This is a genomic window from Ideonella sp. P3_A4, from assembly GCF_056403075.1.
The window spans coordinates 1-18,021 of sequence record NZ_JBFUGE010000078.1 but is presented as its reverse complement, the minus strand read 5'-3'; the positions used below and the strand labels follow the sequence as shown (position 1 = coordinate 18,021).

The window sequence follows — 18,021 nt, the reverse complement described above, 5'->3', positions numbered from 1 at the left end:
GAGGCATACAGCTCATAGGCTCGGCCCACCACCCGCTGCCACTCGATGTGGCGCGTTGCGAGCGACTGAATCTGCTCATATGCCATCTCCTCCAGCTGTGTGTCGGCCAGGGCCTGCGCCGAAAACCTGGCGGGGCCGGTCTGCGACCGGGTCGTCATGTTCGCGATGTACGTGCCGGCCGTGGCCAGGTTCTTCACCCAGTGCTTTCCGTCCACCGTCTCGTAGACCAGCTTCACCACGCCCCGATTGACGATGAACACCGACGACTGCATCTGACCGGCGTGGAAGAGGAACTCTCCCGCACGCAAATGCCTTGTGGTGATGCCCGTCGCGAAGCACTCCCACTGCGGCAGCAAGCACCCCGCCAACAGCTCGGCGACTTCCTTAGCCGTACTTGCCATGCAACCTGTGCGTGCGATCGTTCATTGGAGACACAGGCACCCCCGAAGGCGATCCTCAATGCCCTGTGGTGTCCTTCATGACCTTGAAGAAGTCCGCCGGGTAGACGATCTCGTAGCCATAGAACCCATAGGACTGGGTGTTGGTGCCGACCTTCATGCTTCGCATCAGGTCGTACCGCTCGGTGGCCAGTTTGAGCCAGCTACTTTGGGTGTCGTACCACTCCGGATGGGCCAGGTGGCCAGCGGCAAGCTCCTGCTTGTACAGACGATCCAGGTACGCCAGCGGGTAGACGATGTGGTTGCTGCCACCATCGGTGCCGCGGGTCACTTCCGAATACACGAAGTACTTATCGTCCTTGTCGTAGCCGTGTTTGACGACGTAGTTCATGCCCTGCAGCAGCATGTCGATCAGCTCCGGATGGCTCACCCCCGACGCCTGGCCAGCCGCCGCGAACTGCTTGTCGGCCTCGTAGAACTTGATGATGTTGCCGAGCAGGGCGCCGGCCATCCACGGGTTGGTCCCGGTCGCGTTGTAGCCGCTACCGTTGTCCATCTTGGTCATGGTCCAGAAGCCGGTGCCTTGGTTGGCATCGTTCACGCCGATGACCTTGTTGGAGATGACGCCAGTGACGGGGTTGTAGCCAATGTGGTTGAGCGGCGTCCTGAACCATTGGTTCAGGTAGGTCACCAAGCCGCCCGCCACGTCCTTGTGGTATTGCGCATCGCCGGTGGCTCGCACATATTCGTTCATCACGTACAGCGGCCAGCCGTAATCGCGTTCGGCTTCACGGTACTTGTCGGCGGCATGGAAGGGCCGCTTGAAGAAGTGCGGTGACACGAACTTCCACCAGCCCGCCACTTCGGTCAGCACGTCCAGCGAACGTTTGTCGCCGGTGAGCAGATAGTTGTTGCTCAGGCCGCTGACATGAGAATGGCCCCAGTGCAGGTTGCGGTCCTGGTGGTCGTTGTTTTCATGGCCGATGGCGTGTACTTCGCCGGCCGGCTGTGGCACACCACCGGTGGACCAGTAATTGGCACGCGGGCCATGCGACACGTCCAGGTCCATGAAGTGGCGCGTGCTGATGTCGGCCAGTTGGTACCAGCGCTGGTCACCGGTGCGCAGAAACTCGGTGAAGAAGTTGTTCGCGCCAACGTGGGTGTCGTTGTAGAAGCTGGGGATGCACACCTGAGTGTCCGTGACATCCGTCCAGCCCGCACGCAAGCGGTCACCGTAGTCGCGCCAGCCGAACATCGTGGCGTTGCCATCGGTCCGCTCGATGCTCGCCTCGTAGATGTCACGCATCAGGTAGGCGTCATAGCCGGTATCCGCCTTCGTCGAGGTGCCGACGTTCAGGTCGCCGAAGACACCCGACGAGGTGTACCAGGTCCGCGCCGCCATCAGGTCCAGGGTGTGGCGCTGGTAACTGTCGTTCATGCGCTCGACAGCGTGGGTGGTGGGCTTGCTGCTGCCGAATGCGAAACGCAGCTGGTAGGTCTTGGCGCCCCCTGGGCGGGCAAAGTACATGCTGCCTGCGCGGCGGTAGTGGTCGCCCGACTGCGCTGGCGGGTCTGCTTCGGTGCCGCCCGCGCGCACCGGGAACAGCGATGCGGTCAGAGTGTTGCCGTTGATGTTCAACTCGCCCGGGAACTGCTGCCAGAAGTCCCTGACCATCAAGGCCAGGTGGCGCTTGTCGGCGTCCAGTGTCACCCAGCCCGGAGCCTTGCTGCCCGTGCCCACACCGCTGTAGGCGAAGGTGTTGCCCTTGTCCTCGCCCTGCGGGTGTCCGTTCACGATTTTTGTTTCGAACCGGAAGTCGCCCTTCTGCAGCAGGTAGTGTTCGCCGGACACCGTGCCCGCGTACGCCGCACCGTTTTCACCGCCGAACCGGTAATCGGCCGCGCCGTCGGACAAGTAATGCCAGCGCATGCCTAGACCCTTGGCCGCAATGGCGAACGACACGGGGTCGTGTTCGACGTCGGGCTCCAGCCGGTCATCGATGACCGAGACCTCCATGTCGATCTTGTCGGAGCCCTGGTTGGCGTAGTAGCGCACCTGGTACTTGATCAGCTTGGTGCCGCTGCTGTCGGTGAGCGAACCCTGGGCCTTGACCACCGCACGCAGCGGGCCGCTCTCTTCGACGGTGACCACCGCATCGGTGGCCGCGGACGCGGTGTACTCGTGGTTGTCGAAAGCGTTGACCATGAACAGGTCGCCCGAGTCGATCAACTGCTCGCGCTCTTCGAACTTGCCATTGGCGTTGGCGTCGCGCCAGACCTTGCTGATGACACCCTGGCCGTTGACGGTGAACTTCACCAAGCCGGTGTCGACCGTGATCTTGCTGGTCCCTTTGCCGCTGATCGACACATCGCGAGGCAGCGGCATACGGGTCACGCCAGGGCCATAGGCCACGCGGTAGGACTGAGCTGCACCGAGGTCGGCCACGAGCTGCGTCAAGGCCACCTTGATCGAGCCGTCGGGCCAACGCGAGATCGCGTCAAACTGGGCCGGCACTTCCTGGCCGCCGTCACCAGTTTCCAGGCGCAGGTTCTTGATGTTGGATAGCTCACCCATCGGAAATGGCACACCGGTGCGCAGAGGTGATTTGTCGGCAGCCGGTCCGGCGGCGAGGTTCAATGGAATGTATTTGTTGCCGGCGATTTTTTCGGCCGCGTCGAGGGCCGTGTACGAATTGGCCGCACTGCCGATGGTTGCGGCGCCGCATGCCGCGGCCATCATCAGCGTCGCCGGAAGTCGTCTCATAGATCTGGTCGCCAGCGCGGCAAGCAGCGCCTTCGGGAACTTGAATTCACGCTTCATATGGAGTCTCCTTGAACCGTATCGGTTCGATGTCGAGTCTCTTCAACGCTGCGCGCACCTGTCGCTATCCTGGGTTAATGCTCGGTGTAACTTCAGGTACGCGACGCTGGTCGCTTCAGTTTCTGACGAACGGCCAACTCGATGTTTCGCTGATGCGCGCACAGATCTCTGGAGAGGCAACGCGATGCGTGGCGATTCTGGCGATCCAGCGTCGACCACGAACTCTGCGAGTTAGGGGTCGCACTGCTTTCGTGGTGAGCGGGAGTAACTCTTGAGTTAGGCTATGTCGCGAGGCGCAAGATTCAGCTGAAATTCAGCTGTGCGCACTATCGCGCGGGACCGCGCCGCATAGATCGACACGAAAAGGCGCTCGCAGGTACGCAAGCCGGCGAACACATGCTGACGCCAACGTGTGAGACGGATCAGGCGGACAACACGACGTCGCCAAGCAAGGGTTCCAGTTGCAAGGGCTTGATGCCAGCACCTTAAACGCTGGCGTGAGGCGTCTACCGGTGCAAGGCCTGCCTCTGCCCTACCAGCCCATAGACACTGTAGCCAATCAATTCAGGCATGGCGTAGTCAGGAAACGTCTGGCTAAACCTGTCCTGTAGGGCTGCGTAATGCCGCCCTTGAAGCGCAAGGTCAGCCAGTTCGGGGGTCCTGTCACCCAGTGTGCTGATATATCGATCCACAAGGGCCTCGGCTTTCTCCAGATATTCAATCTGCTCGGTCACCGCTTGCTTCACCGGCAGGAATTGGCCGCGACCGCCGTAAACCTTGCCATGTCCGAGCTTGGTCAGTTCCTTCAGGTCGGACTTCCAGCCGGCGAGGTCGGGCGTGGGTTTGCCGCCGACGATGCCGCCTTCGAGCCAGGCGTGCGTGTGCGAGTGCACGAGGTCTCCGACGATCAGATCACCGGTGCTGTCAATGCGCACCACCGTCTGGTCGCTAGAAACGCCGGCGTGCGGCAGTTCGATCAGCGTGATCGTCTCCCCCGACTTCAACCGGATCTCCTGCCGGCCGCTGTAGGTGGTCTTCACCGCTTCGACTTGCGGGTAGGTTTCTTCGGTGAACATCTTCGCGATGTTGACGAAGAAGTGGTGCTTGTAGCGATCGACCTCCGGAATGGCCGCCGCCGTCTTCTTCGAGGCAATGCTTTGAACACCCGCCTTGTGGAAGACCGCAAGCCCATTGAACTTGTCGGGATTGGGATGCGTAACGATCACGCGAGTGACCGGCGAGGCCGATTGCCGCCGGATGTCGGCCAGCAGCGCCTGCGCCTGAGCTGACGTGAACTGGGCGTCAACCACGGTGATCTCCTGGCCATCGTCGTACCAGACTGAATGGGTATTGAAGCCACTGGCGTCGGAGGTGAAAACGTGCAGTTGACCGGCGCCAGCATTGCCGGCGGCGAGAGCGAGCGTGACCAGGACGCATGCAGTAAGGGAGGATCTCATCGGAGTGTTGGCTTCGTGCTGTTTCAAGGGAGTCGTCAGCGTAGAGTGCCCCCTTCGCCGCGTCTCGGCATGGAACGACAGAAAACAGGGCAGGACAGACATGCCGAAGAATCTTGTGGATCCCGACCTGGCGGCGCGGCCAGTGTTCGTGCTGTCGCAGCGCTACGAGTCGCTTCGCAGTCCATGGCATCAGCACCGGTGTGCGCAGTTCGTCTATGCCAGCGAGGGCGTGCACACGGTGCGCACGGATGCGGGCCTGTGGGTTGTTCCGCCGCAGCGCGCGGTATGGATTCTTCCAGGCGAAAGGCATCGCGGCAGCGCAAAGCGCGGGTGCTGGCTTCGCACGCTCTATGCCCAGCCAGGCGCTGTGCCGGTGCCGCCCCAATGCTGCGTGGTGAATGTAGATCCGCTTCTGCGACTGCTACTCGTTGAAGCATCGGGGTTTGGCCCCGATCATCCGGCCGAAGGCCCTGAGCAACGGCTGATGCAGGTGATCATCGATCGGCTTGCTGCACTGGCGGTTGTGCCAACTGGCCTGCCCGCTGCTGCTGACCCGCGGCTGGTGCGCCTGACCTGCCAACTTGAGGTCAACCCTGCAGATTCACGGCCGCTGGCCGCACTAGCGGCTGACTGCGGAATGACCGAACGCACCGCTGCGCGCCTGTTTCTGAAGGACACTGGCCTGAGCTTCGGCCAGTGGCGACAGCAGTTGCGGCTGCTCAAGGCAATGGAGCCTTTGAGCCTGGGTCGCAGCGTGACCCAGGTAGCGTTTGAGGTTGGATACGCCGACGTGTCGTCGTTCATCGCAGTGTTTCGTCAAGCCTTTGGCGAGACGCCGGCGCGCTACTTTCGCAAGGACGACGAATAGCCAACTGTTTGCGGGCATGAGTTTGTCGTGGACCACTGGGCAGACCAGAAGCGCTTGCCTGCTCATGGGCGTCTTCGCTCAGCGTCTTAGCAGCAGGATTGCGTCGTTCGGCCACAGCGTTTCACCGAACTGCCATCGTTTTGCGTAGTTCCGCCGTCATAGTTGTCGTGCGCGTCGTCAGGCAGAACGCAAACGTAGGTGTCGTGCTGTCGTAGTCGGCATTGGCCATGCATTCGAGCCCGGAGCTGATCGTCGTGCACCGTACGGCCGACCTGTGTTCTCACCGAACGACACGATGGCCTGCTGATGGCCGCAGACGCCAGCATGCCGAGCTGGCGCCAGCCGTTACGGACTTCCCCCACCGCGCGAAGTCCCGAACACGTACCCCAGGATCGACGTCAGCACCGGCAGCAGCAGGTTCATCAGCAGGAACTGGCTGTAGTTGGTCCAGAACTCGCGTGTGGCGCGTTGGATCTCGGCCAGGCGGGTCAGCAGGTCGTTCACCTGTTTCAGCGTTTCAGGCTCGCTGGCAGCCGCGTAGTGCTGTGCGGCGCGTTCGATCAACGCCTGTGCAGTGACCACCTCGGGCGGGCGGGCAACGTATTCGCTGAACGCGATCAGCCCCAGCAACAGCAGCGCGAGCAGGCCGATCATCGCCAGCATCCACGAAGCCAGCCGGACCCCGCTGCGTTGCAGCCCCGTCATGTCGGCATAGGTGGCGCCCGGGATGGCCGCCGGCGTGGCCACGCGACCGTCAACCTCCAGTCTCGACGGGACGGCTTCCAGAGTCGTGTCCATGCGGCGCCTCCTTGACTGGGACTCGCGGCGGAACTGCATCCCTGCAGTGGTGGACGTCCAAAAACGACGGCGTGTCATCGTCCCTGCGGCCGTGAACGGGTCGCGGAACTATCACCCTGGTTTCGTTGGAATCGTCCATGCGGACCTCCCAGCCTCTTGAGGGCTGGAAGCAATTTCACGACCGCACGCGCGCCAACGCTCGGCCGCGCGTGCGGCCTTTTCTCTTAGACGGTTGAGGGGCTCAAACGGTTGACCTAACTCCGTTCATTAATGAACGCATCGCCAGACGCGTCACGTCTTTGCCGTCCGGCTTGGCAGAAAAAATTTGCCGGCCATTCTTCTTCTCTTCTGCGGCCCAATTGAGCATCGTCAGAGCCTCCTCGACGATGTCTGTGTTGGTACGGAGCCCGAGTGTGGACTTCAACTCCGCCATGATTTCATCTGGGACCTGCACGCGAACTTCGGCCATGGGAACTCCTTCTGCTGGGCGGTTACTTCCCTGTTTTTTCGGATGAATTAGCCCAAATTTGAGCAGACTTTCGCCATCAGATGTGGCGACTTTATCCACATTCGGCCATTTCTCCCTAGAAAGAGTTCCCTTGTCCCTCAGACGACGGACGGCTGAGTTGCTGCAGCGCAGCAATCGCACGCCTGAACGGCGCTACGAATCTGAAGCGCTTGGCGCTGCCGACCGCGGCGCCGCCGCCGTCTTCGACTCGTCAACCGGGGCGGCTTCGGGCAGCCACTTCAGCAGCGCCGCGAAGAGCGCTTCCGGGTTCACCGGCTTCGTGACGACGCCGTTCATGCCCGCCTCCTGGCAGGCGCGGCGGTCTTCATCGAACGCGCTGGCGGTCATGGCGAGCACCGGGGTCGCCATGCGCGACGGCAGCGAGCGGATGGCGCGCGTCGCTTCCAGGCCATCCATCTGGGGCATTTGCACGTCCATCAGGATCAGGTCGTAGGCATTGGCGCGGGCTTTGTCCACCGCCTCGCGGCCGTCAACGGCCACATCCACCGACAGCCCAGCGCAGCGAAGCATCTCCAGCGCCACCTCACGGTTGACTGGGTGATCTTCGGCCAGCAGCAGTCGCGCACCAGAGTGGTGGCGCCGCACTTCCGATTCGGCATTCGACGTAAGGGCGCGGACGACGGGCGGCATGGGCCCAAGCCCCCGGGCCAGACGGGCGGTGAACCAGAAGGTGCTGCCGCGCCCCAGCTCGCTTTGCACGCCTATTTCGCCGCCCATCATCTCGGCCAGCCGGCGGGTGATGGTCAAGCCCAGGCCGGTGCCGCCATAGCGGCGCGAGGTCGAGATGTCGACCTGCTCGAAGGCGTGGAACACGCGGTACAGCTTGTCCTCGGCGATGCCGATACCTTCGTCTTCGACGGTGAAGCGGACCAGCAGGCTGCCGCCGCAATCTTCCAGCACGGCCGCGCGCAGCGAGATCGTGCCGTGCTCGGCGAACTTGACCGCGTTGCTGGCGAAGTTCAGCAGCGCCTGGCGCAACCGCGTCGGGTCGCCATGCAACCACTCGGGAACGCCTTCGGACTCGACCGCGACCGTCAGGCCCTTGGCCTGCGCCTGGTCTGCAATCAGCGAGCGCACGTACTCCAGCACCGCGCTCAGGCCGAAGTCCAGGTGCTCGAGCTCGAGCTTGCCGGCATCGATTTTCGAAAGATCGAGGATGTCGTTGATGACCGACAGCAGGTGGTTGGCCGCCGAATCGATCTTGCCCAGCCGCTCGCACTGGTCAGGCGTCAGGCCGGACCAGCGCAGCAGATGCGCCAGCCCGATGATGGCGTTCAAGGGCGTGCGGATCTCATGGCTCATGTTGGCCAGGAAGCTGCCCTTGGCCTGGTTGGCCGCTTCGGCCACCTCACGCGCATGCACCAGGCTGGCCTCGAGGGCTTTCTGCTTCGAGATGTCGTGCACGATCGCCGTGAAGCGCCGCTCGCCGCCGACCGCGAATTCGCTGACGGCGATGTAGACCGGGAAGCTGCTGCCGTCGGCCCGCAGCCCTACCGCTTCGCGGCCGCCGCCGACGATCTGCGAGCTGGCGCCGCCGAGGTAGCGCTCGATGTAGCCGTCGTGCGCCTGGTCATGCGGCGCCGGCATCAGCATGTTCACCTTCTGGCCGACGGCCGCGGCCGCGGTGTGGCCGAACATGCGTTCGGCCGCCAGGTTGAAGCCGAGGATGACACCCGTCAAGTCGGTGGTGATGATGCCTTCGGCCGCATGGTCGACGACCGCCCGCAGACTGGCCGTCTTCTCGTCGACCAGCTCCAGCAAGCGGTCGCGGTGGGCGCGCACCTCCTGCTCGATCTGCTTGATCCCGCTGATGTCCTGGTTGATGCCGGTCATGCGCAACGCCCGACCGGCCTCGTCGAATACCACGCGTGCAGAACCCTTGACGTACCGCACCGTGCCATCGGGGCGGACGATCCTGAACTCGATGTCGTAGTCTTGCTCGCCTCGCAGCGCGAGCCTGATCGACGTTTCACAAAACGTTCGATCGTCCGGATGCACACAGGCAATCCAGGCTGCGTGGTCACCGCGGAACTGCGCCGGGGTCAAGCCGTAGAGCTCATGCATCCGTGCGTCCCACAGCAGTTCGCCGGTGCGCAGATCACAGTCCCAAACCCCCAGGAGGGCACCGCTGGTGGCCAGCTCGAACTTGGCGGACATCTCGCGGTAGCGGTCTCTTTCGCGGGCCAGTTCGTCGTTCGACCGCTGCAGCGCCGCCGTCCGGTTGGCCACCAGGGTTTCCAGCTGCGCGTTGTGGCGGGCGATCGTCTGGCGCTGCGCATAGAGGTCGCAGAACACGCGCACCTTGCTCCTGACGACGGCCGGCTCGAGCGGCTTCATCAGGTAGTCCACCGCCCCCTGCCGGTAGGCTTGCTCGCGCGAGTCCGAATCCCGCATGCCGGCGGTGACGAAGATGATCGGCATGTTGCGTGTCTTCGGGTTGGAGCGGATCAGCTCGGCCGTCTCGAAACCATCCATCCCCGGCATCTGCACATCCAGCAAGATCGCGGCGAAGTCTTCGCGCAAGACGGCGCGCAAGGCGTCCTGGCCCGACATGGCCTTGACCAGCGAAACGTCGCTCATGTCCGACAACATGGCTTCGAGCGCAATCAGGTTCTCCGGCCGGTCGTCGACCAGCAGCACGCGCAAGGGTGAATCACCGGTGCGGCGCGCGCCGCGTCCGTTGATCAGCTCCTGGAGGCTCAACAGCTGGCGGTCCCTTTCGGTCAAGGCCTGGCGCTGCCGGAACAGGCTGACGAAGACCATGACCTTGGCGCGCAGCACCGCGGGCTCGATCGGCTCGACCAGGCAATCGACCGCACCGAGTTCGTGGCCACGGAACTCGAAATCACCTACCGCAGGCTGCGCCACGACGAAGAGGATGGGGATCTGGCTGGTCTTCGGATTGGCACGGATCAGCGCCGCCGCCTCGAAGCCGTCGGCCCCGGGCTTTCGAACGCCCATCAGGACGAGGCCGAACTCGCGCGACAACAATWGCTGCAGCGCTGCGTCGCCCGAGCGAGCCTGAATGCAATCGAGCGCATCGATCCCGCTGAGGCCAGCCTGAAGCGCCGTCAAGCTCTCTTGACGGTCATCGACCAGCAGAATGGGAACGCGTCCCTCGCTTACCATGCTTTCCCGCCCGACCATCGTCGGTGCGCCCAGCCAGCTCGATCAGCAACACGGCGAGTTCGTCCAGTTTGACCACTCGATCCGATGTACAACGCGCCAATGCGCTCTTGGGCATCGAGGCCATGACGGCACCCGGCGGATCTCGAATGGCTGACCAGGCCGCCTTGCAGCTGCAGGCCACACATCCGTGCTCCTCTGGGAGATGGTAGTTCGCTGGGGGCAGATAGGCAACGCCCGAAGCGGCCCGCCGGCCGCGGTATTCCCTGGCCAGGCTGAGGCGCCGACCACAGGGCAAACGGGCTGCCCGCCCCACGCCCTTGATCACACCGCCGCGGCAGTGCTCATCGAGCGTGGTAGAGCCAGACGCGCATCAGCGAGAGCAGCTTGTCCAGATCGACAGGTTTGGCGATGTAGTCGTTGGCCCCCGCGTCGAGGCAGGCCTTCTGGTCGCCGGCCATCGCCTTGGCCGTCAACGCGATGATCGGCAGCTTGGCGAAGGTGCCGATGCGCCGGATGCGGCGCATCGCCTCAAGCCCATCCATCTGCGGCATCATGACGTCCATCAGCACGATGTCCACGTCGGGATGGAGCTTGAGCTGGTCCAGCGCTTCGCCGCCGGTTGTCGCCTCGACGATGCGCATGCCCTTGGCGGCCAAGGCGCTGGAAAGCGAAAAGATGTTGCGCATGTCGTCGTCGACCAGCAGCACCTTGCGCTCYTCGAACATCGCCTCCTTGTCGAGCGCGAGCTGGATCATCTTCTGCTTGGCAGGCGGCAGCGAACTCCCCACCATGTGCAGGAACAGGCTCACTTCATTGAGCAGGCGCTCGGGGCTCTGGGCGCCCTTGATGATGACGCTCTCGGTGTAGCGCAGCAAACGCCGTTCGTCCTCGGTCGACAGGCTGCGCCCCGAGTGCACGATGATCGGGATCGCCGGGCCGTTGCCTTCCCGCTGGAGCTGGTCGAGCAGATCGAAGCCGGATGCACCACTCAGGCCCAGGTCGAGCACCATGCAATCGAATGTCTCCTGTGCCAGTTGTGCCAGCGCCTCGGGCGCCGACCGCGCGCGCACGATCACGAGGCCCTTGGTTTCGAGCAGTGCCATCACGCTCATGGCCTCCACGTCGTCGTCTTCGACCAGCAAGAGCTTCTTCTCGGCCTTGTCGATCGCGACGTTGATGGAGCGAAAGACACGGTCGAGCTGCTCGATGCTGGCCGGCTTCGAGACAAAGCCGATGGCCCCCATGCCCATGGCCTTTTGACGGTCCTCGAGGCAGGTCACGAAATGGACCGGGATGTGCCTGGTTCGCAGGTTGCCCTTGATGCTGCGCATGACGCCCCACCCATCGATGCGCGGCAGCATCACGTCCAGGATGATCGCGTCGGGCACCAGGCGATCGGCGAGTTCGATGCCACTTTCGCCATCGACGGCGACGATGGCGTCGAAGCCGTGTTCGCGCACGGCATCGCGCAAGATGCCGGCGAAGGCACGGTCATCCTCGATGATCAGGATCGTGCGCCGATCCGGTCCGGCCCGTTCACGGTCATCCTCGATCACGGCAGCGGGCAAGGCCTCGCCTGACGCAGCCGGCGCTGGCGTGGTCGACGCGGGGCTGGCGCGCGGCGCCATGCGCGCGGCGACGCCATCGGTGGGTTGCTCGGCGGCCGCCGACGATGCATCGAGAGGAACACGCAGCGTGAACACACTGCCCTCGTCGACGGTGCTGCGCAGGCTGATGTCACCGCCCATGCGATGGGCCAGCTGGCGAGAGATGGACAGCCCGAGGCCCGTGCCGCCGAACTTCCGGCTGGTCGAGCCATCGGCTTGTTGAAAGGCCTGGAAGATCTGCTGGTGCTTGTCTTCGGCAATGCCGATGCCGGTATCGCGGATCGCGAAGCTCAAGGCCGGCACCCTCGCCGAGCCGGTGCCGATCCACGACGGCTCGATCTCGAGCGAGACCCGCCCCTGCGAGGTGAACTTGATGGCGTTCGACAGCAGGTTCTTGAGGACTTGCTGCAGGCGTGAACCGTCTGCCTGCAAGCTCTCGGGCGTGCCCTCGGCCACGCGGGCGCTGAACTCGATGTGCCGGTCGTCGGCCATTGGCTTGAACAGGCGCGTCAGCTCATCGACCACGTCGGCGACGCACACGTCCTCGACCCGCAATTCCAATCGGCCGGCCTCGATCTTGGACAGGTCGAGGATGTCGTTGATCAGGTTCAGCAAATCCTTGCCGGCCCCGTGGATGGTGGCGGCATATTCGACCTCCTTGTCCGTCAACCGACGGTCCCGGTTTTGCTGCAGCAGGCTGGACAGGATCAGCATGCTGTTCAGCGGTGTTCGCAACTCGTGCGACATGTTGGCCAGGAACTCGGACTTGTAGGTGCTGATGCGCTCCAGCTCCTGCGCCTTGCGGGCCAGCTGCAGGTTGCCGGCCTCGACTTCCCGGTTCTTCGCCTGGATCGTCTCGCGTTGCTGCTCCAGCAGCTGCGTGCGTTCCTCCAGCTCCTGGTTGGTTTCCTGCATCTGCTCTTGCTGGACACGCAGCTCTTCGGTCTGCGCCTGGGTCTGCGCCAGCAACCCGTTGACACGCTGGCGTGCCTGCAGCACGTCGATCGAGATGGCGATCGACTCGGCCACCTGTTCCAGCCATTCGATCTGCTGCGGCTCGAAGCCATGCAGGCTGCCGATCTCGACCAAACCTTTCAGCTTGTCGTCATGGACCAGCGGCACCGCAACCACGGCGACCGGGCGGGTCTCGGACAGCGCCGAAGCAATCGGCAGGTAGCCACTCGGCAGGTCAGACAGGACGAGGGTCTTCTTCGTCCGTGCCGCCTCGCCCGCCAGCCCTTCGCCCAACCGAATCCGCACACGCGCCGTTCGCTCGGCGGCGTAGGCATAGGACGCCGCGAGCTTCAACTCGTCGCTCGCCGTCGGCCCATCGTCGGTCAGGTAGATCACCGCGACGGCGCCGCCGACGCGGGTGGCCAGCTCCTCGATGACCGACTGGCTCAGCTGCTCGATCGTGCGGTCACCGCGAAGATGCATGTCGACCGCGTTGACGCCCGATTTGAACCAGTCCTGAACGCGCTCCGCGTCGCGGTGCTGCCGCAGCGTGCGGGTCATCTTCACGAAACCACGCCCCAAGCGGTGCTGAAGTCGGCGCATCTCGTCGAGCGAGGCCCAGAGTTCTCCGACCTCGTCGCGCGAGACGATGGCATCGCGAGCGCCGGACGAGGGTTCGGGTTCGCTGTCGCGCAGGTCTTTCGACAAGTCACCCTCGGCGATGCTCTCGACGAGTTCCGCCCGCTCGGCGCTGTTGTCGACCATCGTTTGCAGCCGGTCGCGGGAACGCTGGATCTGCTGCGTCAAGGCCAGGAACGTGCCGACGACGAGGTAGGCGAATGCCAGCGCCAGCAGGCCGCTGATGGCCACGTTCAGCCTCAGGCTGGCGGTCGCGGCGGCCAGGCGTGCTTCGATCAAACGCCGAAAGGCGGGGGCCAGGATGTCCTCGCCCATCGTGAAGCCTTGGTTGATCAGCGCCGTCGTGCGGTCGATGTAGGCGGCGGAATCCACCCCGAACCTCTCGGTCAGGATCTCGCTGCGCACCAGCGTCGTCACCCCGAGCATCTCGTCCTCGATGGCCTGCCACGACAAGGTCAACCGGGCGTCGAGCGACGGGTTGTAGGCGATCACCTTGCCCAAGGTGCTCTTGAACCCCGCATGGGCGATCGCCACCCGCCCGAGGATTTCCGCCATGTGGGTCTTTTGGGCGTTGTCGATCTCCTTGCGCGCCAAGGCCGCCGCACCATAGGCACGTGTCTGCCCGAGTTGCTCCAGGAAACGCGGCAGTTCGACCAGCGCCGCAACGAGGTAGTAGCTGTCGAGATCGGGGTCGAGGGTCAGCGCGGTCGCATCCGTGATGTCCGGTGCGACCGCAATCCCCTTGGCAACGAGCTGATCGTGCGCCAGCAGATTTCTTGCCACCGGCCAGTTCAGGCCGTCCTGGCGCAGGCTGGTCCAGCCGGCGTGGAAATCACGCCAGGCGGGGCCTGTCAGGATGCGGGCGGGCAATTGCTGGATGAGGCGCTGGATTGCCTCTTGCGTCTCGCGCGCCTTGTCGGCCCGCTTCTCCTGCAGGCTCACGTTTCCGCCCAACAACCCCGCCGACAGGCCCCGGTGTTGCTGGATGAGCTGAACAGCGCGATGCAGCAACAGCATCTCGTCCACGCCCTGCAGCTCGAGTCGAGACGGCTCGATCACCCGGTCCAGCGCGCGGTACAGGCTGAACTGCAGCGAGCCAATCGCGACGAGGACCAGCAGCCCCAGCAAGGTGAACTTCTGCGCGTAGCGCAGGCGGCTCGTCAGGGCAATCGCTGGGTAGAGCAGGAATCCCATGATCCGCCCCCTCGAACGGTCCTGGTGATGAGACCCCAGTGTCCGGTCAAATGCGCAGCGGCGCAATGAGAAAGAGCCGGCCAGCAATCACCGGCCGGCTCGGCCGCCCCTGCACGCGGAGCGGCGGCGCCGGGCCTCAGCGCTCGATCAGCACGTACTCATGCTGTGCATCGCGCAACGTCAACGTGCGCTTGTCGTCCTTGCGGCCGACCACGAACTCCAACCCGCTGAAGCCGGGCACCAGCGTCAGCAGCGAGTCGGTGCCGTCCGGGTTGCGGCGCGAGCCCATGTCACTGGCATATTCGCCGAAGTCGAAGCGCAAAGTCGTGCCCTGGCGAACGACCTGCACCTCGCCGAGGGCCGGGTGGTGGTAACGCGCAGCCAACCCGGCGGCCAGGCTGGCGTCGGCTGGCGCGGTCAGCAGCTTGCGGTCTGCAGCCAACTCGTCGTAGAAGGACTTGGCCGAAGCGCTGATCTGTGCCTCGGCTTCGGGGCGGCCATCGAACAGCACCTCGAGCAGCTTGCGGCGGAACACGCTGCGCACCATCCAGCCCGGGTCGCCGTTGGTCAACACGACCGCGCCGATGTTGTGCTCGGGCAACCACATCATGTCGCTGTGGAAACCGATCATGTCGCCACCGTGGTGAACGACCGGCGTGCCATAGACCGTGTTGACCTGCAGCCCCATGCCGTAGGTGACGTCGGTGCTGACAGTCACCTGCGGCGCACGGCGCGCCAGCAGTGCCTCGCGTGACAGCAGGCGTTTGCCGTCGGGCAGCTTGCCTTCGTCCAGCTCCATCTGCACATAACGCAGCACGTCGTTGACCGTGCTCCAGGCGCCGCCGGCCGGGCGCACCGGGATCACCGACAGGTTGGTGCGGTCTTCGGCGTGGGTCATGTGGCCATCGACATCGGGCGCATGCGCCGAGGCGACGTTGCCCTGCTTGGCACGTGTGAAGTCGTGCGTCGTGTTGGTCATCTTCAGCGGGCCGAAGACGCGCTCCTGCATCGCCTTGTCGTAGGCAGCGCCCAGCTCCATCTGCGGGTAGGCCACGTGACCGCCGATGTAGCCCGCCGCCGCAGCCATCGGGTTGGAGTACTGGAACAACTCGCCGAAACCGCTGGTTGGCTGCATCGTGCCCAGCAGCGTCATTGCACCGTTGGGCGTCAGGTCCTTGAACTCCAGCAACCATTCCAGGTCTTGCCGCGGCATGCCGGTGCAGGCGCAGATCAGGTGCTTGACCTTCACCTGCTGCGTGGTCTCGGCGCTGCCCAGCTTGAACGACGGCAGCAGGCTCACCGCGGTCGATTCCCAACCGATCTTCTTCTCGTCGACCAAGGTGGCCAGCATCAGCGTCGCCATCGCCTTGGTGTTGGAGGCGATCATGAAGCGGGTGTCGCCATCGGGCCGGGCCGGCTTGCCGATCTCTTTCACGCCGAAGCCACCCGAGTAGACAACCTTGCCGTCCTGCACCAGGCCCCAGGCGACACCGGGCACACCCGTGGCGGCCATCGCACGTTCGATGAAGCCGCCCAGTTCGGCAACGCGGCGAGCGTCCAGCGGGTTCGCCTTCTTGCCGGCGAACGACTCACGCTGGTAGCCCTTGGGCAGTAGCTTGCCGAACACCTGGCCAACCTGCGCGGCGCGCTTCTCGCCCACATCGCCGGCCATGTCGTAGATGATCACGGTCCATAGGTTGTTGGCCCGCCGCACCTCGACCGACACGTCGCGCTTTTCGTTCGGCGAGGTCTGGTAGCTGAAGCCTTGACGGTCCGTCCAGCCATCTTTCGGCGCCGCCGGCGATACGACCTTCAGCGGCCACTTGGCATCGGGCTTGTAGGCGGCCCAGGCTGCCGCCACGGCAGCCTTCGCGTCTAGCGCGTCGATGTCGACCAGTGCCAGCGACGAGCCACCTTCAGGCGCTTCCAGAATCGTGGCCGGCCCGCGCACGCTCAGACGCCAGCCCACCGGGGCGATGAAGGTGTTGCCGGCCACCGTGGTGCTCGGCGTGTCCTTGGCCAGCGGGGCGGCGGCTTCCAGCGCGGCGGCCAGCGGCGTCAAAGGGGCCGCGTGGGCCGACGGGGCCACACCGATCCACGGCAAGGTCAGGGACAGGACAACGCTGTGCAAGGCTCGCATTGGGGCCGCTCCTCTCTGGATGAATGGGGCGCCATCATGCAAGCCCGGCAGCGGCGCGTACACCCGTGTGAGCCCGGACGGCGAAAAGCGGAGGACAGAATGCAGAAAGGGGCGCCCCACCTGAGCGGGGCCGCCGCCCTCTTTCGGGATCAGCGCTCGACCAGCACGTACTCGTGCTGCGCGTCGCGCAACGTCAGCGTGCGCTTGTCGCCTTGCTTGCCGACGAGGAACTCGAGGCCGCTGCCGCCGGGCACCACGCTAACCAGCGAATCGGTGCCGTCGGGGTTGTGCCGCGAGCCCACGTCGCTCGCGTATTCGCCGAAGTCGAAACGCAGGTTGCTCCCCTGCCGGCCGACCTGGATGTCGCCGACCGCCGAATGGTGGTAGCGCCCGGCCAGGCTTGCCGCCACGCCAGCATCGGCCGGCAGGGTGAGCAGCCTGCGGTCGGCTGCCAGATCGTCGTAGTAGTTCCTGGCCTGCGTGGCCATCTGCGCCTCGGCTTCGTTGAGCCCATCGAACAGCACCTCGAGCAGCTTGCGTCGGAACACCGAGGTGACCAGCCATCCCGGATCGCCATTGGTCAGCACCACGGCGCCGACGTTGTGCTCGGGCAGCCAGATCATGTCGGTGTGAAACCCGGGCATGTCACCGCCATGGTCCACCACCGGCGTGCCGTAGACGGTGTTGACCATCAACCCCATGCCGTAGGTGATGTCGGTACTGACTGTCACCTGCGGCGCGCGACGTGCCAGCAGCGCCTCGCGCGACAGCAACTGCTTGCCGCCCGGCAGCTTGCCTTCATCCAGCTCCATCTGCACGTAGCGCAGCATGTCGTTGACGGTGCTCCAGGCACCGCCAGCCGGCCGAATCGGAACCGCCGACAGGTTGATGCGCTCCTCGGCATGGGTCATGCGGCCGTCCACGTCGGGCGAGTAGGCCAAGGCGAAGTTGCCCTGTTGGGCCCGGGCGAAGTCGTGCGTCGTGCTGGTCATCTTCAGCGGGCCCAAGACGCGCTCCTGCATCGCCTTGTCGTAGGCCGCACCGAGCTCCATCTCCGGGTAGGCCACGTGGCCGCCGATGTAGCCAGCGGCCGCGGCCATCTGGTTCGAGTACTGGAACAGTTCACCAAAGCCGCTGGTCGGCTGCATCGCGCCGAGCGACATGATCACGCCGGCCGGCGTCAGGTCCTTGAATTCGAGCGACCACTCCATGTCCTGCCGCGGCATGCCGGTGCAAGCGCAGATCAGGTGCTTGACCTTGACTTGCTGCGTCGTCTCGGCACTGCCCAGCTTGAACGAAGGCAACAGGCTGACTGCGGTCGACTCCCAGCCGATCTTCTGCTCATCGACCAGCGTCGCCAGCATCAGCGTGGCCATCGCCTTGGTGTTGGAAGCGATCAAGAAGCGCGTGTCGCCATCGGGGCGGTCGGGCTTGCCCAGCTCCTTCACGCCGAAGCCACCCGAGTAGACGACGCGGCCGTCCTGCAC

General features: G+C 64.5%; 10 protein-coding genes. 1 reads left to right on the top strand and 9 read right to left on the bottom strand.

Annotation, left to right across the window (positions count from 1 at the left end):
• The 3 genes from AC1DYI_RS10400 to AC1DYI_RS10390 all read right to left on the bottom strand — a co-directional run.
• Positions 1 to 356, bottom strand: a 356-nt coding sequence (locus tag AC1DYI_RS10400; protein WP_477204031.1) for a Crp/Fnr family transcriptional regulator, incomplete at its 3' end; no start/stop codon positions are given.
• A 100-nt stretch (positions 357 to 456) separates the two neighbouring features.
• Positions 457 to 3,219: an exo-rhamnogalacturonan lyase family protein gene (locus tag AC1DYI_RS10395; protein ID WP_477204030.1), complete on the bottom strand. Its 2,763-nt coding sequence runs from the start codon at positions 3,217 to 3,219 to the stop codon at positions 457 to 459.
• A gap of 506 nt (positions 3,220 to 3,725) precedes the next feature.
• Positions 3,726 to 4,703, bottom strand: coding sequence for an MBL fold metallo-hydrolase (locus tag AC1DYI_RS10390; RefSeq protein ID WP_477204029.1), 978 nt, complete (start codon positions 4,701 to 4,703; stop codon positions 3,726 to 3,728).
• Positions 4,704 to 4,776: 73 nt separating this feature from the next.
• Between AC1DYI_RS10390 and AC1DYI_RS10385 the strand changes: the two genes are divergently transcribed.
• Positions 4,777 to 5,544 (top strand): AraC family transcriptional regulator, encoded by a 768-nt coding sequence (locus AC1DYI_RS10385; protein WP_477204028.1) that lies wholly within the window; start codon positions 4,777 to 4,779, stop codon positions 5,542 to 5,544.
• Positions 5,545 to 5,889: 345 nt separating this feature from the next.
• Here AC1DYI_RS10385 and AC1DYI_RS10380 read toward each other — a convergent pair whose 3' ends face one another.
• The 6 genes from AC1DYI_RS10380 to AC1DYI_RS10355 all read right to left on the bottom strand — a co-directional run.
• Positions 5,890 to 6,342: a hypothetical protein gene (locus AC1DYI_RS10380; RefSeq protein WP_477204027.1), complete on the bottom strand. Its 453-nt coding sequence runs from the start codon at positions 6,340 to 6,342 to the stop codon at positions 5,890 to 5,892.
• 241 nt (positions 6,343 to 6,583) lie between these two features.
• Positions 6,584 to 6,811 carry a hypothetical protein gene (locus AC1DYI_RS10375; RefSeq protein ID WP_477204026.1) on the bottom strand — a complete coding sequence of 76 codons (228 nt, stop codon included), beginning with the start codon at positions 6,809 to 6,811 and terminating at the stop codon, positions 6,584 to 6,586.
• A 192-nt stretch (positions 6,812 to 7,003) separates the two neighbouring features.
• Positions 7,004 to 10,000: a response regulator gene (locus tag AC1DYI_RS10370; RefSeq protein WP_477204025.1), complete on the bottom strand. Its 2,997-nt coding sequence runs from the start codon at positions 9,998 to 10,000 to the stop codon at positions 7,004 to 7,006.
• Positions 10,001 to 10,341: 341 nt separating this feature from the next.
• Positions 10,342 to 14,394 (bottom strand): response regulator, encoded by a 4,053-nt coding sequence (locus tag AC1DYI_RS10365; protein WP_477204024.1) that lies wholly within the window; start codon positions 14,392 to 14,394, stop codon positions 10,342 to 10,344.
• A gap of 136 nt (positions 14,395 to 14,530) precedes the next feature.
• Entirely contained in the window at positions 14,531 to 16,534 is a 2,004-nt protein-coding gene (locus tag AC1DYI_RS10360; RefSeq protein WP_477204023.1) for a serine hydrolase domain-containing protein, read from the bottom strand.
• Positions 16,535 to 16,683: 149 nt separating this feature from the next.
• The coding region (locus AC1DYI_RS10355; protein ID WP_477204022.1) for a serine hydrolase domain-containing protein at positions 16,684 to 18,021 on the bottom strand (1,338 nt) is incomplete at its 5' end.

Excerpts from the sequence above, each read along its gene's own strand:
- AC1DYI_RS10395 (WP_477204030.1), bottom strand. The coding sequence starts at position 3,219 with ATGAAGCGTGAATTCAAGTTCCCGAAGGCGCTGCTTGCCGCGCTGGCG.
- AC1DYI_RS10385 (WP_477204028.1), top strand. The coding sequence starts at position 4,777 with ATGCCGAAGAATCTTGTGGATCCCGACCTGGCGGCGCGGCCAGTGTTC.
- AC1DYI_RS10380 (WP_477204027.1), bottom strand. The coding sequence starts at position 6,342 with ATGGACACGACTCTGGAAGCCGTCCCGTCGAGACTGGAGGTTGACGGT.
- AC1DYI_RS10375 (WP_477204026.1), bottom strand. The coding sequence starts at position 6,811 with ATGGCCGAAGTTCGCGTGCAGGTCCCAGATGAAATCATGGCGGAGTTG.
- AC1DYI_RS10360 (WP_477204023.1), bottom strand. The coding sequence starts at position 16,534 with ATGCGAGCCTTGCACAGCGTTGTCCTGTCCCTGACCTTGCCGTGGATC.